The organism is Burkholderia sp. MSMB1589WGS (assembly GCF_001636105.1).
Taxonomy (GTDB): Bacteria; Pseudomonadota; Gammaproteobacteria; order Burkholderiales; family Burkholderiaceae; genus Burkholderia; species Burkholderia humptydooensis.
On sequence record NZ_LNJT01000008.1, the window covers coordinates 1,324,695 to 1,341,582 of the forward strand.

Annotated in this window: 6 protein-coding genes; 2 read left to right on the forward strand and 4 right to left on the reverse strand. The window is 70.3% G+C overall.

What is annotated here, in order from left to right; translation table 11 throughout:
- Positions 1-8: 8 nt before the first annotated feature.
- The 3 genes from WT16_RS23625 to WT16_RS23635 all read right to left on the reverse strand — a co-directional run bounded on the left by WT16_RS23625 (position 9) and on the right by WT16_RS23635 (position 12,023).
- A complete protein-coding gene (locus WT16_RS23625) occupies positions 9-4,133 on the reverse strand; it encodes a cytochrome P450 (protein ID WP_063534355.1) in 4,125 nt (1,374 codons plus the stop codon).
- Positions 4,130-10,342 (reverse strand): SDR family oxidoreductase, encoded by a 6,213-nt coding sequence (locus WT16_RS23630; RefSeq protein WP_063534356.1) that lies wholly within the window; start codon positions 10,340-10,342, stop codon positions 4,130-4,132. Before WT16_RS23630 ends, WT16_RS23625 begins: the two co-directional genes overlap by 4 nt.
- Before the next feature lie 103 nt (positions 10,343-10,445).
- The gene (locus WT16_RS23635) at positions 10,446-12,023 is read right to left on the reverse strand and encodes an acyltransferase domain-containing protein (RefSeq protein WP_167359342.1); all 1,578 of its coding nucleotides are present in this window, start codon (positions 12,021-12,023) and stop codon (positions 10,446-10,448) included.
- A gap of 538 nt (positions 12,024-12,561) precedes the next feature.
- Here WT16_RS23635 and WT16_RS23640 point away from each other — a divergent pair.
- Together WT16_RS23640 and WT16_RS23645 are read left to right on the forward strand one after the other, a co-directional pair.
- Complete coding sequence (locus tag WT16_RS23640; RefSeq protein WP_015603613.1) at positions 12,562-15,195, forward strand: MMPL family transporter; 2,634 nt, start codon at positions 12,562-12,564, stop codon at positions 15,193-15,195.
- 1 nt (position 15,196) lies between these two features.
- Positions 15,197-16,216 (forward strand): VacJ family lipoprotein, encoded by a 1,020-nt coding sequence (locus WT16_RS23645; protein ID WP_015603913.1) that lies wholly within the window; start codon positions 15,197-15,199, stop codon positions 16,214-16,216.
- 76 nt (positions 16,217-16,292) lie between these two features.
- On the opposite strand, the gene WT16_RS23650 is transcribed toward WT16_RS23645, so the two are convergent.
- Positions 16,293-16,856 (reverse strand): carboxymuconolactone decarboxylase family protein, encoded by a 564-nt coding sequence (locus WT16_RS23650; RefSeq protein WP_063534357.1) that lies wholly within the window; start codon positions 16,854-16,856, stop codon positions 16,293-16,295.
- Positions 16,857-16,888: the final 32 nt, after the last annotated feature.

The window sequence follows — 16,888 nt, forward strand, 5'->3', positions numbered from 1 at the left end:
CTCGCGCGTCATGCCGTCAGCGGAGCGGCGAGCGCGCCCGTTTCGGTCTGCATCGCTTGCGCGGCGTCGCCGTCGACGCGCGTGTCGTCGATACGCAGCAGCACGTAGCCGCGCGCGTCGAGCACCGCGAAGCGGCCGGTCGCGTACTCGACGACGCCATCGGCCGACGCCGCCGGCAGGCGCGCGAGCTTCGCGCCGCCGATCCGCCACACGGCCGGCGCGTCGGTCTGCGCGGCGCCCCATTCGGCGAGCAGCACGCGCAGCACGTGCTCGACGTGATTGACGGGCAGGCGCAGCTCGAGCGGCAACGGCAGCGTCCACAGGCTCAGCACCGCGGCGGGCGGCACGCGGCCGATCCGCACGATGCCGGCCGACGCGTCGTCCGGCACGCTCCAGTCGCCCGCCGGCAGCAGCTCGCCGTTCCATGCGGCATGCGGCGCGCTCGTGAGCGGCGCCGGCTCGGGCGTCGCGCCGGGCGCCCGTGCGTACGCGGCGCCGATCTGCTCCGGCTGCGGCCGGTAGACGAGCGTCATGCTGAGCAGCTCGGCCCGCGTGCGCGCGTCGCTGCACCGCACGTCGACGCACCAGACGTCGCCGATCATGTAGCCGGCCGCCTCGCTGCCGATCTCCACGCCCGCGCCGCCCGCCGGCACCGCCGGCAGCGCGTCGAGCCGCAGCACGACGTTCGCCATCTCGCTCAGCTCGCGCGGCTCGCCCGTCGGCGGCATCACCCAGTCGCCGACCGCGCACGCGTGCTCGAGCACGAGCGACGCGGGCACCACCGCGCGCCCGTTGAAGCGGAACGCATGCGCGTACGGCGTGACGGCCGGATCGATCGCATAGCGCCCCTCGAAGCGCTTGAACGGCCGAAAGCGCACCGGCTCGCCGACGTGATGCCGGCGCGTGACGAGCTCGCCGATGTTCGGCAGCTCGCGGATCGGCTGGAAGCCCTTGATCTGCACGGGCGTCGGCGCGCGGCCGACCGCCCCCATGAACATCACCTCGCCGCTGCCCGGCGAAGCCAGTTCGCGCAGCCAGTGCCGCACGCCCTCGTCGACGTTCATCGGGCTCACGTAGCGCTGCGTGACCGCGAAGTTCGTGATCATCCCGACGCCTTCCCACGTCGGCCACACGAGCGTCTTCACGCCGCATGCGGGAGAGAGCGCGTGCTGCGCGGCCCAGAGGCCGAGGCGCGCGAGCGCTTCGTTCGCGGCCGCGTAGTCGGTCTCGCCCGTCATCCCGCCCCAGCGGCCCGTCAGCGAGCCGACGTTGCAGAACTGCGCGAGCCGCGGCCGCGCGCGCACCGCATCGCACAGATTCGCGAAGCCCAGCACCTTCGTGCGGACCGTGCGCGCGAAATCGTCGGCGCGCTTCCGGATCAGGCGTACCGGCTCGTCGACGCCCGCGTTGTGGATCACGATCCGCAGCGAATCGCCGAGCTCGTCGCACAGCGCGCGCACGGCCGCGCGGTCGGTCACGTCGCACACACGGTAATGGACCGGCAGGCCGAGCGCGGCCATCTCGTCGAGCGCCGTCTTCAGCTCGCGCCGGCGCTTGAGCCGCTGCAGCGACGCGCGTATCGCCTTCGGCGGATGCTCGGGCGTCGCCGCACGCAACTGTTCGAGGCCATAGCGCTTGAAGCCTTCTTCGTCGAGCGTCATCCACGGCTCGCCGCCGTCGGGCGGCGTCTCGCGCCCGGTGACGATCACCGTGCAGCCGTGGCGCTCGGCGAGCGCGCGCGCACACAACAGGCCGATCCCGCGCGCGCCGCCCGAGAACAGCACGGCGTCGCCCGGCCCGAGCGCCGAGCGCGCGTCGACGGCGAGCGGCGGCAGTTCGTTGCGCTTCGCGTGCAGCGTGTAGCGCACGCCGTTGCGATAGCCGACCTCGAACAGGCCCCAGCGATACAGCTCGTTGACGACGAGCCGGTCGACGCGGCCCGTCTCGTCGGGCGCGATGTCGAGCACGCGCACGTTGCAGTTCGGCAGCTCCTGCGGCAGCGTCTTCGCGAGCCCCGCCCACAGGCCGCCGAGCGGCTGCGCGCCGGCGTCGGCGCCATAGCCCATCTGCCCGTCCATCCATGTGAGCGCGACATAGAAGAGCCGCGACGTGTCGTCCTCCGCCGCCCAGTCGCCGTAGCACGCCTTCAGCAGCTCGACCGTGCGACGCATCGGCGCTTCCCACGCGCTCGCGTCGTCGAGCGCGAACGGCGCTTCGAGCCCGAGATCGACGATGCCGTCGAGCGGCCCCGCTTCGTTGACGAAAACCCGCGCCGCTTCCGCGTGATCGGCGTTCGCGGCGGGCGCGAACACCGACACCTTCGCGCACGTTCGCGCAAGCGCCGCCGCGACGCGCTCGACCGTGCCGCCGCGCCCGTTGACGAGCGCGATGCGCCTGCCGCTCAACGCGGGCGAAGGCTCGTCGGGCACCGGATCGACGGGCACGGGCCGCCACGTGAAGCGCCACGCGGGCACGCTGCGGGCGCTCGCGTCGGTGTCGGTGCCGGCGGCGGGCAGCGCCGTGGCGGGCGAAGTCGCGAGCGACAGCGTCGCGGCGTCGCCCGGTTCGTGCTGCCGGGCGGCCTCGCGCGCGGCGGCGACAGCCGCGCCGCCTCCATGCGCGGCGTCGAACGCGAGCGCCTCCTGCGCGGCGCCGGCGGCGCGCGCGCCGAGCCCGCGCGCCGCCGCCATCGGACACGCGGCGCCCGCCGCCGCAACCGTATCGCCGAGCGGCCGCAGCGCGCGCGCGGACTCGTGCTCGCGCACGCGCGCGAGATGGCTCTGCTGCCGCTCGCGCGGCTTCACGATCAGACGGATGCCGTGCACCGGCCGCAGCGAGATCGTCGCGCCGAGCTCGATCGGGTGGCCGGGCAGCGCGTTCAGATCGAAGTGCTGCGCGACCACCGCGACGAGCACGCGCATCTGCAGGAGCGCGGTCTGGAAGCCGATGCACTTGCGCATCCCGCCGCCGAACGGGAAGTAGACGAAGCGATGGCGCGCCGGCGCATCGCTCGCGAAGTTCTCGGGATCGAACGCGTCCGGATTGCGCCAGAACGCCGGATGGCGATGCGTGACGTAAGGCGACATGAAGACCGACGAGCGCGCGGGAATCCGGTAGCCGCCGATCTCGTCGTCTTCGACGAGATCGCGCGTGAAACCCCAGATCGGCGGATAGACGCGCAGCACCTCGTCGACGACCTGCGACAGGTACGGCAATTGTTCGAAGTCCTGCACGGTGGGCGCGCGGCCGCCGAGGCGCGCGTCGAGCTCGTCGCGCAACTGGCGCAGCACGGCCGGATGCTGCGCGAGCGCGTACAGCGCCCACGCGAGGCCCGCGCCCGTCGTCTCGTGGCCTGCGAGGAACACGGTCATCACTTCGTCGTGCACTTCCTGCTGCGTCATCGGCGCGCCGGTGTCCGGATCGCGCGCGTTCAGGAGCAGCGAGATCACGTCGCTCGGCTCGCAGCGCGCCTCGCGGTGATCGGCGATGATCTTCGCGATGATCGCATCGATCGCGCGGCGCGCGTGCGCGATCCGGCGGTTGAAGCGCGTCGGCGCCCAGCGCGGGATGAAGTCGTTCATGTCGCCCTGCGGCATCATCGCTTCGATCCCGAAGCGCACCGCCGGGCCGACCGCCTCCGCGTGCGACGACACGTCGGTGTTGAACACCATCAGCCCGAGCATCCGGAGGCTCAGGTGCATCATCTCTTCGACGACGTCGACCGCCTTGCCGGGCGGCAGCGCGCTCCAGCGATGCGCGAGCGCGAGCGCCGCGTCGCCGACCGCGGCCGTGTGCGCATCGACCTGCTTCTTGTGAAAGAGCGGCTGCACCGCGCGGCGGTGACGCCGCCAGAATTCGCCGTCGGTCGTGAGCAGGCCGTCGCCGAAGAACATCTTGAAGTTGTCGTAGAAGCGCCCGCGCACGTAGTTGCGGTGATTCTCCTGCAGCACGTACTGGATGTGATCCGGATGCGCGAGCGCGTGCGTGACGAACGGGCCGAGCCGGTTGCGCGCGACGTCGCCGTATTGCTGGTGCAGCCGCAGCAGCATCGTGATCGGATTGCGCTTGTACGCGGCGAGGTTGCCCATCACGAGGCTGCCGCGCGGCCCCGGCGCCTGGCGGTACTTGCTCATGCCGTCTCCCGCTCGGTTGCGAGGCGCGCGGCGAGCGCGTCGACCTCGGCCTTCGTCGCATATGCGAGCGTCGTGCGGTGCACGTAGCCGATCACGACGCCCGACACGTCGCTCATCTCCATCAGCATCCGGCCGTCGGGGCGCACCGCCGCGAAGCGGTTGCCGCCGTGCGCGCCTTCGAGCGCGAACGCGCGGGGCGTCGCGTACAGATCGATCCGGTCGTAGCGGCGCGCAAGCTCGCAGTCGTTGCCGCCTTCGTACAGATCGATCCGGCCGATCGACACCGGCGCGGCGAGCGGAATGTAGTCGTTCGCGACGTAGTTCAGCACCGCGACGCGCGCGAGGCCGTCGAGCATGATGCTCGGGACGACGAAACGCGAGAACACGGGGTCGTCGGCGCCGACGTTCAACTGGTAGCGCGCGGCCTTGCCCGTTGCGGTAACGCCCGTGTCCGCGGTCGACACGAACATGCCCGTCAGCCGCACGGGCGCCGATTCGAAGTGGTACGGATCGGCAACCGGTGTGCGCGGCTCGTCCGGCCGCATCGGCCAGACGGGCCCGTTCGGATGGCGCGGCGCGACGAGCGCCTTGATCTCGAAGTGCAGCTTGTCCTGGACGAGCACCTGCCCGTTCGGCGCGAGCACGTCGCCCGTGATCCGCACCTGCACGACCGCCGCTTCGCCGTCGCGGCCGACGACCTGCGCGTGGATGCGCTTCGTGCTCGGCCGCTGCGCGTCGTACACGCGCAGGAAGTGGCGGAACGCGGCGTCGCGGAAGCCGACGACGCGCAGCCCCGGCAGCAGCTTCATAGCCGCTTCGGCCGCGAGCTCGGGCACGAACGTGCCGGGCAGCGTCGCGAAACGATTCACGACGTGGTGCTGCAGGTACGCGTCGGTGCGCAGATCGAAGATGCGCTCGAACGTCACGCTGTCGCTCGTGCGGCGCACTTCGCGGCCGAGATAGAAGTCGTGGCTCGGCGGCGGCGCGATGCGCTCGCGCGGCGGTGCCGGGGGCGACGGCGGCTGCGCGGACTGCTCCGTTCGCGCTTGCGGCGCGGCCGCCGGCGCGTCGAAGAACGTCGGCAGATGCGCCTCGATCGCGCGCCGCTCGGCATCGCCCAGATGCACGGAGCTCGCCGCGCGCTCGGTCAGGTTGATCTCGCGCAGGAAGTGATGGATGCCCTCGTTGGTCCGCATGCTCGTGAAGAGCCCGCTCTTCTCGAGGAACGCGCGCGTGACGGGATTCGCACCGAGCCCGACCGAGCGCCACAGCGTCCAGCCGATCGTGAACTCGTCGCGCGCGAGCGCCGCGCGATGGTACGCGGCCTGCGTGTTGAGGAAATCGTTGCCCGATGCGTAGTCGGTCTCGCCCGCCTGGCCCGTCAGGCCGATGAACGAGCCGAAGTTGCACCACGCGCGCGGCTGCGCGGCGCCGAACGCGTCGCGCACGTTCCAGTAGCCGCGAATCTTGATGTCGCGCACCGCGACGAAATCGTCGAACGATTTCACGTTGACCGACGCGGAGCGGTTCAGGCCCGCCGCGTTGACGACCAGATCGATCGGCTGGCCGGCCGCGGCGATCCGCTCGACCGCCGCGCGCACGCTGTCCGCGTCGAGCACGTCGGCGCACAGGTAGAACACCTTGTTCGGGCCGCAGTACGACTTCATCACGTCGATGTTGCGGCGCGCGGCGCGGGCCTCGACCTGGCGCTCGAACGCCCTGATGATCGCGGGCAGCGGCAGGCCCGGATTGAGCGCCTTCTGTTCGCGGATGTAATCGGGGCGGCGGCGCGCGAACGCTTCGTCGCTGCCGGCGAACACGTCGGGGCCGTAGGCGTCGAGCGCGCTGCTGCCGATCAGATGGATCGTCGGCTGGAAATGCTCGGCAACCGCCTTCATCAGTTCCGCGGTGATCCCGCGCGCACCGCCGAACGCGACGACGACCGAATCGGGCCCGAGCCGCGCGAAGCCGTCGGCGGGCAGCTCGCCCGCGTCGCGCGTCACGCGCGGCGTGAGGCGCCGCCCGCCGCACAGCGCGACGACGGGCAGCAGATGCTGCGCGCCGCTCTCGCGCTCGGCCCGCGCGACGCCGTGCCGGATGTCCGCATCGTCCGTCAGCACCGCGAGCGAGCGCGCATGCGGCAGCTCGATCGCGAGCGCCTTCACGAGGCCCGTGAACATCCCCGCATCGGGATGCAGCACGTCGTCCTTCACCGCGTCGAGCAGCAGCGCGATGAACGAGCCCTGCTGCGCGACACCGTCATAGCACTGCTTGAGCGCGAGGAATGCGAGGTCGTGCAGCTTCAGCCGCCCGGACGACGGCGCCGACAGGCGATCCGGCGCGAGCGCGCTCGTTTGCAGCGACGTCAGCAGCCGCATATGGCGCGTGCCCGACGGAATCAGCCCTTGCAGCGCGGTTTCGCCGAGCGCGTCGACGACGACGAGCCGCGCGCGCGAGAACGCCGTCGCGCGCGTCGACAGCACGAGCAGGTCGGCGGGCAACATGCCGATGCCGTCGAGCAGCTCGGGCGCATCGGTCACGACGACGCTGCCCGCGGGCAGGTACGCGATCGCACCCGCGCCCGCATGCCACGGCGTCTCCTGCAGATCGATCCGATAGCGGGCGACGCCGAGCGGCTCGCCATCGGCGGCAACGTCGGTCGCTTTCAGCGTCGCGGGAATCGGCACGCGCTTGTCGGGCGACGCGGCGGCGGCGGATGCCGCCGCCGCAGGCGTCGACGACATTGCGCCAAGGTGAGAAGAAACGGGAGCCGCCGAAGACGGCACCGAAGCGCCGCGCGCGCCGGACGCGTCATGCGAGCGCGCGCCGCCGTCGCCGCCGGCAAGCGGCGACGGCGGCGCATGGCGATCGATACGCAAGCCGAAACGCATCCGGTCGCGCGCATTGCCGAGCGCGACCGACGTCGCGGCCGCGCCGCCGACGAGCGCACGCAGCACCGCAAGCGCGCTGTCGGCGCCCGCATACGTGAGCTCGCGGCCGCGCGCATCACGCAACACGAGCGGCGTTGCAGCCGCGGCGTGCGCGAACGCCCGATCGCTCTCGATCCACGCGAGCGCCGGCAGCCCGGCCGCGTCGGCCTGCGCCTTCGTCGTCACCGCGAACAGCACGATCCCTTCGGCGAGCGGCCGATCGAATGCCGGCTGCACTTCGTCGGCCGAGTTGCCGTTGATGCCGCCGACGATCACCATGTCGAGCTCGCCGCTTCTCAGGAAGCGCGATGCCACCTCGAACGCGGCGAGCGTCGACGCATGCCCGGCGTCGACCGTCATGTTCATCCCGTGCAGATCGTGGTAGTTCGCGACGCGCGCCGGAATCACGTTCGGCATCATGCCGGGGAACGAATTCTCGGTCGTCGGCGGCACGAGGCGCCTCGTCTTTTCGGCGACGCGCGCGAGCGCATCGTCGAGCGGCGCGCGCGATGCGTCGTCGAAGCTCGCGCGCACCGCGGCCGCGATGTCGTCGACATAGCAGCGGCTCGCATACAGCGCGGCGTTGCGCGTCGGCCCCATGTGGCCCATCACCACGCCGATCGAGTTCGCATGCGCGCTCCAGTAGTCGCGCAACTGCTCGCGCATGTCGTGCGCGGCGTCGAGCGCCATCAACTGGCAGCGGTCGAGCGCGCGCAGCACCGCGGGCGGCATCCGCACACGGTCGAAGCTCGGCAGCGGATACGCGGGGCCGAAGCTCGCGCCGGGCGCCCCGCCCGCGCCGTTCAGCCACGCGGCGATCGCGTCGCGGCCGTCGAGCCCCGGGAATTTCGCGGACCAGCCGACGATCGCGAGCGGCTCGCGGCTCACGCGCGCGGCAGGCTGCGACGCGCTCAGGTCCGGCCGATACTCGCCGACGATCAGATGGCCGTTCGTGCCGCCGAAGCCGAAGCCCGACACCGCCGCGACGCGCGCCGCATCGGCCTTGCGCGGCCAGTCGACCGCCTGCGTCGGAATCGTGAAGCCGCTCGACTCGATGTCGAATTCCCGCGGCGGCTCGGCGAACCGATGCTGCGGCGGGATGCGGCCGTGCTCGAGCGCGAGCAGCACCTGGATCAGCGAGACGACGCCCGCCGCCCAGCCGGTATGGCCGACGAGCGACTTGTTCGACGTCACGTACACCGGGCGGTCGTGCTTGAGCCCGTCGCGCAGGCTCTGGAACTCGGCGAGGTCGCCCGCGGGCGTGCCCGTCGCGTGCGCGACCACCCAGTCGACCGCGTCCTTGCGCACGCCGGTCTGCCGGTACGCGCGCTCGATCGCGATGCTCTGGCCCGCCGAATTCGGCGCGTAGATCGCCTTGCCCCTGCCGTCCGACGACGAGCCGAACGCCTTCAGCACGCCGAGCACGCGGTCGCCGTCGGCGAGCGCGCGCTTCAGGCGCTTCAGGATCACGACGCCCGCGCCGTCGGCGAACAGCACGCCGTCGCACGCCTTGTCGAGCGGCCGCACTTCTCCGCTCTTCGACAGCCCGTGCAGCTTCGAGAACAGCACCGAGCCGCGCGGCGCAAGCGCGAACGCGCCGCCGCACGCGACGACGTCATGCTTGCCGGCGAGCAGGCTCTTGATGCCGAGGTCGACCGAATAGAGCGACGACGAGCACGCGGTGTCGACCATCATGTATTCGGCGTCGTCGGGCAGCACGCCGCGCATCGCGTTCAGGCCGACGCGATGCGGGAAATATTCGGACAGCTCGCCCGTGCCGCGCGCATAGCGCGCGCGCAGCACCGCGTCGATCTGCGCGATGCGGCGCTCGCGCTCGTCGGGCGGCGCGCCGGCCTCGTCGAGCGTTTCGCGCAGCCGCGCGCGCATCGCCGCGAGCACCATCCCTTCTTCCAGATGCTGGCTGCCGTCCGCCGTATAGCCGACGACGAACGACGCGCGGTCGCCCGCGCGCACGCGCACGCCGTCGAGCGCCTGGCGCAGCGAATGGCGCAGCCACAGCGTCGTCAGCTCGCCGGGCGCGGCGGCCGCTTCAATCTCGGCGCGCAGCCGCGCTTCGGGCTCGAAATGCTCGATGAACACCGAGCGCGACTGATAGCTCTTGTCTTCCGCCGACGGATCGGTCGAATGGAACGATCGGTAATCCCAACGATCGGGCGGCACGTTGCCGAACAGCTCGGGGCCGTTCAGCAACGCCTGCCAGAACGCCTCCGGGTCGCTCGCGCCGGGCAGTGCGACGCCCATGCCGACGACGGCGATTTCGTCGGTATCGTCGTCGCGCGCGGTTGCCGCGCGAGACGCGTCGATTGGGGCGGAAGGCGATGCGCACGCGAATTCCGCCGTCGCCGGAGCCGATGCTGAAGCCGTGGCCGAATCCGCCGGCACCGACGAAGAAACCGCATGCGCCGCATGAGCCGGTGCGACCGGCGCATTCGCCGCGCCGTCACCGCCCGCCGCCTGAGCCGCGTCGCGCCACTCGCGCCGCGGCGACAGCGCCTCGCTGCACAGCGACAGCCCGCCGTCCGCGACGATCACCTGCCCGGTGATCCAGCGCGCCGCGTCGGACGCGAGAAACAGCACGACGTCCGCGAGATCCTCGGCGGTCGCGAGGCGGCCGAGCGGCGTCGCCGCGATGCTCGAGCGCTTCGTGTTCTCGGGATCGGGAAACTGCGCAGCCACGTCGCCATCGATCAGCGTCGACGACGCGCCGTTCACACGAATGCCGAGGCTCGCGTACTCGACGGCCAGATAGCGCGTCAGCGATTCGAGCGCGGCCTTCGCGGTGCCGACGACGAGATAGTTCGCCGGCACGAGCGTCGCGCCCACCGACGACACGTTGACGATCGCGCCGCCGCCCGCGCGCGCCATCAGCCGCGCCGCGCGGCGCGCGCACCAGAACGCGCCCTTCAGATTGGTGTCGAGCGCGCGGTCGAAGTGCGCGGCCTCGATGTCGTCGACGCTCAGCAGCGCGCCCGACGCCGCGTTGTTCACGAGAATGTCGAGCTTGCCGTACTTCGCTTCGATTTCGTCGAACATCCGCTCGACCTGCGCCGGCTGCGCGACCGACGCGCGCACGACGTCGACCGTCGCGCCGAGCGCGCGCAGCTCGGCCGCGGTCTCTTTCGACGCGTCGAGCGAATGAAAGAAATTCACGATGACGTGCGCGCCCTCTTCGGCAAAGCGTCGGCAGATCGCCTTGCCGACGTTCTTTGCCCCGCCCGTCACCAGAACCCGTTTCCCCAACAGATAGGAATTCGACATAAATCGCAGTGGTCAGGATTACCAAACATTCGGAAGAGACTCTCCGTCTGATCCGGCCCTCTCCTCTCGTTATTCTCGTGGCGCGCGGTGCGTGCGCGGCGCTTCAGCTCGTGACGAGCGCCGCCTCGCCTTGATGCTCGTAGACGAAATCGACGATCTGGCCCATCGCCTTGAAATCGCCGGCGCGGAAATTCGCCGGCAGCGGCGGCAACCCGTAGCGCGCGCTGATCCGCTGGATGATTTCCGTCTGCTTGACCGAATCGATGCCGAGCTCCGCTTCGAGCTCGACCGTCTCGGTGAACACCTCGACCGGGTATTCCATCGCCTCCGCGTAGATCGCGACGAGCTCGGCGAAGAGCCGATCTCGCGGCACCCGCGCGGATGCGGCGGCCGCAACCGGCACGGCCGCTGCTTGCTCGACCGGCGCGACCGGCGCAACGGGTGCCGCAGCCGGCGGGACGCCCGTCGCGGCCGCGGGCGCGAAACCGGCCGCCACGCCGCGATCGGTCACGATTTGCGGCGCGGGCGTCGCTTGCAGCCCGCGCGCGTCGAAGAACCGCTTGAGCTCGCCCTTGATCTTGTCGACGATTCCGGGACCGCTGTTGCGCCAGAACTCGTCGAAATCGAGTTGCAGATTGCTTGCGCGAATGTCGTCGTTCATGACACTACCCCCATTGAAATATGCGAGAACGTTCTCCAGGCCGGCGAGTTCGCCTTCCGCGCTCGACGCGCCCGGAAAGGTCTTGGCGGCGCCGGGCCCCAGCGCGCGCACCGAGATCCTGCTGAGCGCGTTCAGCGCCCCGCACTCGACGAACGCGCCGACGCCGGCGGCTTTCAGTCTTGCGACCCCATCTCCGAACCGGACCGGCAGCACGAGATGGCGCGCGAGACACGCGCCGAGATCGTCGGCCGCCGCGTAATGGCGATTCAATATCGGTGAATAAACCGGATATTCAAGCGCTTTGTTTTTATAGGCTTTCAGACGTCGCCCAAATTCGATTCGCGCATTTTCCAGATCGTCATGATGAAATGCGTAAGGCGAATTCAATATTTGCGCGGAGATATTGTTTCGAGCGCAATAGACGCAGAATTCGTCGACGTATTCGCGCGCGCCGGACACGACGGTCTGCGACGCGTGATTTTCGACCGCGATCCGCACGCGCCCCGCGCGGCCGTCGGGCACGCCGCGAAAGCACGCGGCGAGATGCGCGCGCACCGCGTCGGGCGACGCGGACACGGCCGCCATCCGGCCATCGGCGGGCGCGGCTTCACGCAATGCGTCGATCCGGTCGCAGACGATGTCGGCGCCTTCGTCGATCGAGAACGCGCCGGCGCACGTAAGCGCGGCGATCTCGCCGAAGCTGTGGCCGACGAGCACGTCGGGCCGCGCGCCGTGCACGCGCAGCGCCTCGAAGCATGAGACGGACGTCGCATAGATCGCGAGCTGCAGCAGATCCGGCGCGTGCCGCAGCAGATCCTCGACGCCGATGTGCCCGTCCCACATGGTCGCGAGCAGCGGGCGGCGCAACCGCCGCACCGAGACGGCGTCGATCGCCTGCATGGCCTGCCGCACCACGGGATACGCGCCGCTCAATGCCCGCGTCGCGCCCGCATAGAACGCGCCTTGCCCGGGAAACAGAAATGCCACTTGCGCCATGAGATTGCCTTTGCCCACCACCAATGCCGAACGGCCCGATGTCGATCGGTCGAGCGTCTCCCCAGCCTCCTGGTGAATATTTATTCGATTACGCATCGCGGCGGCGATATGCAATCCTTAAATCCATTAACGAATTGGCGTAAAGTAACATATACGCTTACACACCTATGTTCGCCAAACTACACATCTTCTGTGCGCATTTATGCGTCGAATGCACATGACATCGCGTTGCGCCTGCTCGAAACCAAAGTCAAAGCCGCGACAATATTTGTTAAATATCTTGAATTAACCGACTGAAAATCGATATTCGTGCGCGGCGCTCCGGATTGGCGGCCGTCATGAACGAATCGGCGCGGATCGCGGGCCGCAACGCGCCCGTCGCCTTCCCCGCGGCGACACATCACTCCCCGTTTTTTCGCACGCATCCAAGCCCTCGCATTCCCGCCCTATTTCACAACAATCCGGCGGGGATTCCCCCGCGCCGGAACCCAGCCGACTCTGAAACCCGCGCGCCGGTATACTTGGACACTTTGCCTTTCCGCAGCCCCCAACCCGCCGCCTCATGCTGACTTCCGTCCTCGTCCGACTCGTCGCCTGGTCGGTGCGGCGCCCTATCTGGGTCGTCGTGCTGTCGCTCGCCGCCGCCGCGCTCAGCAGCGTCTACGTCGCACACCATTTCAAGATCAACACCGACATCAGCAAGCTCGTCGAGAACGACCCGGAATGGGCCGCGCTCGGCCATGCGATCGACGACGCGTTCCCGCAGCGCAGCCAGACGATCCTCGCCGTCGTCGAAGCGCCCGCGCCCGAATTCGCCGCCGCCGCCGCCGACGCGCTCGCCGAAGGGCTGCGCCGCGAAGCCGAAGCGGGCCGCATCGGCCAGGTATCGGAGCCTGCGGGCGGCCCGCTCTTCGAGCACGACGGGCTGCTGTTCCTGCCCGAGCAGGACGTCGCGACGACGACCGCGCAGCTCGCGGGCGCGCGGCCGCTCGTCAACGTGCTCGCGAAAGACCCGAGCATCGCGGGCCTCGCGACGACGCTGTCGACGACGCTCGGCGTGCCGCTGCAATCGGGCCAGGTCAAGCTTTCGGGAATGGCGAAGCTGCTGTCGCGCAGCGCGGCGACCGTCGACGACGTGCTCGCCGGCAAGCGGGCCGCGTTCTCGTGGCGCGCGCTCGTCGATGCCGATGCGGCCCGCGAGCCCGCGCGCGCGTTCGTGACCGTGCAGCCCGTCGTCAACTACGGCGTGCTGAAGGCGGGCGAGCAGGCGTCGCGCACGATCCGCGCGACCGCGCAGGCGCTCAGGCTCGACGAGCGCTTCGGCGCGGCCGTGCGGCTGACGGGCGAGCAGCCGCTCGCCGACGAGGAGTTCGCATCGGTCCAGGACGGCGCGGCCGTCAACGGCATCGCGACGCTCGCGATCGTGCTCGCGATCCTGTGGATCGCGCTGCGCTCGAAGCGGATGATCGCGTCGGTGTTCGTCACGCTGTTCGTCGGCCTCGTCGTCACGGCCGCGCTCGGGCTGATGATGGTCGGCTCGCTGAACATGATCTCGGTCGCGTTCATGGTGCTGTTCGTCGGCCTCGGCGTCGATTTCGCGATCCAGTACGGCGTCAAGTATCGCGAGGAGCGGCACCGCGATCCGAATCTCGAGCACGCGCTCATCGGCGCCGCGCATGCGATGGGCATGCCGCTCACGCTCGCCACGGCGGCCGTCGCCGCGAGCTTCTTCTCGTTCCTGCCGACCGCGTACCGCGGCGTGTCCGAGCTCGGCCTGATCGCGGGCGTCGGGATGTTCGTCGCGCTCTTCACCACGCTCACGCTGCTGCCCGCGCTGCTCAGGCTGCTCGCGCCGCCCGGCGAGCGCAAGGCGCCCGGCTTTCCCCGCCTCGCGCCCGTCGACGACTATCTCGACCATCATCGCAAGCCGATCCTGATCGGCACGCTCGCCATCGTGATCGGCGCGCTGCCGCTCCTCGCGCATCTGCATTTCGACTTCAATCCGCTGCATCTGAAGGACCCGCATAGCGAATCGATGGCGACGCTGCTCGCGCTGAAGGATTCGCCGGAGGCGTCGGTCAACGACGTGTCGCTGCTCGCGCCGTCGCTCGCGGCCGCGAACGCCGCCGCGAAGCGCCTCGACGCGCTGCCCGAGGTCGGCCGCACGACGACGCTGTCGACGTTCATCCCCGACGCGCAGCCGCAAAAGCTCGCGACGATCGCCACGGCCGCGCGCGAGCTGCTGCCCGCGCTCACGCAACCGGCCGCGGCGCCCGTGCCCGACGCGCAGCGCGTCGCGGCGCTCAAGCGCGCATCGAACCTGCTCGAATACGCGTCCGAAGACTACCCGGGCCCAGGCGCGGCGGCGGCGAAGCACCTGTCGGAATCGCTCGCGAAGCTCGCCGCCGCCGATGCGGCGACGCGCGACCGCGCGGAGCACGCGTTCTCCGCGCCGCTGAAGATCGCGCTGAACCAGCTCGCGATGCTGCTGCAGCCCTCGGAGATCACGCGCGAGAACCTGCCGCCGCAGATCGTGCGCGACTGGATCGCGCCGGACGGCCGCGCGCTCGTGCAGATCTCGCCGAAGGTGCCGAAGGGCGTCGATCCGGGCGACGACGCGACGCTGCGCCGTTTCGCGAAGGCCGTGAAGGCGGCCGAGCCCGGCGCGATCGGCGGCCCGATCTCGATCCTGCATTCGGCGGATACGATCATCCGCGCGTTCCTGCAGGCGGCCGCGCTGTCCGTCGTGTCGATCACGGTGCTGCTATGGATCACGCTGCGCCGCTTCGGCGACGTGCTGCGCACGCTCGTGCCGCTCCTCGTGTCGGGCGTCGTGACGCTCGAGCTGTGCGTGCTGCTCGGGATGCCGCTCAATTTCGCGAACATCATCGCGCTGCCGCTGATGCTCGGCGTCGGCGTCGCGTTCAAGGTGTATTTCGTGATGGCGTGGCGCGCGGGCCAGACGGGCCTGCTGCAGTCGAGCCTCACGCACGCGGTGCTGTTCAGCGCCGCGACGACGGCCACCGCGTTCGGCAGCCTGTGGCTGTCGCATCATCCGGGCACGGCGAGCATGGGGCGGCTGCTCGCGCTCGCGCTGTCGTGCACGCTGATCGGCGCCGTCGTGTTCCAGCCCGTGCTGATGGGCAAGCCGCGCACGAAGCGCGTGACGAATCAATCGCAAGGAATCGATGAATAAGATGCGAACCACCGCGTCGGCGCTCGCCGTCTGCCTGCTTGCGAGCGGCTGCGCGACCGGCCCCAACCGACACCCGGGCGACCCGCTCGAGCCGATGAACCGCGCCGTTTTCAAGTTCAACGACACGGTCGACTCGGCGATCGCCGTGCCGATCGCGAAGGGCTATCAAAAAGTGACGCCGACGCCGCTGCGCACGGCAATCAGCAATTTCTTCTCGAACCTCGGCGACCTCGGCAACATCGCGAACAACCTGCTGCAGCTCCGGATCACCGATGCGACGCAGGACGTGATGCGCGTCGCGATGAACTCGGTGTTCGGCGTCGCCGGGCTGATCGACGTCGCTTCGCTCGCCGGGCTGCCGAAGCATCACCAGGACTTCGGCCTCACGCTCGCGCGCTGGGGCGTGCCGTCCGGCCCGTATCTGGTGCTGCCGGTCTTCGGGCCGAGCTCGTTTCGCGACGGCGTCGGCCGCGCGGTCGACGTCCGCTTCAATCTGCTGAACTACATCGAGCCTGCCGCACGCAATCCGATGTACATCGCGCAGTTCATCAGCGCGCGCTCGGATCTGCTCGGCGCGACCGATCTGCTGCAACAGGCGGCGCTCGACAAATACTCGTTCGTGCGCGACGCGTACGTGCAGCAGCGCCGCGCGCTCACGTATCACGGCGGCGGCGAGGAGGAATCGCTGCCGAACTACAACGAACCCGGCGGCGAGCCGGCGGGCGGCAAGGGCGGCAGCGCGCCGGGCGGCTTGCCGCAATACGAGGACCCGGGCGAGGGCGCGGGCGGCATGCCGCCGGGCGGCGGGCGCGAGCCGGCCGGGCTGCCGCAGTATCAGGACCCGGGCGACGCCGGCGCGAGCGGCGCGGCCGCGGCGCCAGCGGCGGCATCCGCCGCGGCGCCCGCCCCCGCATCGGCGGCTGCGCCTTCGCCGGTTGCGCCGGTTGCGCCGGTTGAACCAGCCGCGCCGGTCGTGCCAGCTTCCGCGCCGGCGGCGAATTCTCCGTCGTCGACGAACTGACACCCGCCCCGCCGTTGTCTCGTCCGGGTCGGGCGCGCGCATTGCCCGCCTCGACGCGGCTTCGTCGTTCCTCCCGTCACTCCGCGAACGGCAACGCCGCCTGCCCGTCGGCGCGCATGTCGAACACGTTCAGCGTCATCGCGACGAGCGCGTAATAGCCGAGCAGCGCGACGAGATTCACGACCACCTGATGCCCGAACCGCGCGACCGCCGCGTCGTACGTCGCATCCGACACGCGCTTCGTCTCGTACAGCTCGGTCGAAAAGCGGAAGATCAGCCCGTCGTCGGCATCGTCGAACGTTGGGGCCGCGCCGGCCCGGATCGCTTCGGCGACGGCGGCGGGCACGCCCGCATCGAGCGCGATCGGGTGGTGGATGTGCCATTCCGCCTGCGAGCGCCAGCGCGCCGCCGTCACGAGGATCGCGAGCTCCGACAGCCGCAGCGGCAGCCCCGTCCGATACCGGCAGAACGCGCCGAGCCGCTGCGCATGCCGTGCGAGCTCGGGGCTCGCGATCCAGCCGAGAAACGGCCCGTTCAGGTTGCCGCGCGGCCCGCTCAGGATCTCGTCGAGCACGGCGTTCTGCTCGCCGGTCGCGGTGTCGCGATTGAATTCAGGAAGCCTCATCTTCGTTTTCTTCATGTCGATCACCGATGGCAAGGATGCGCGAGCGG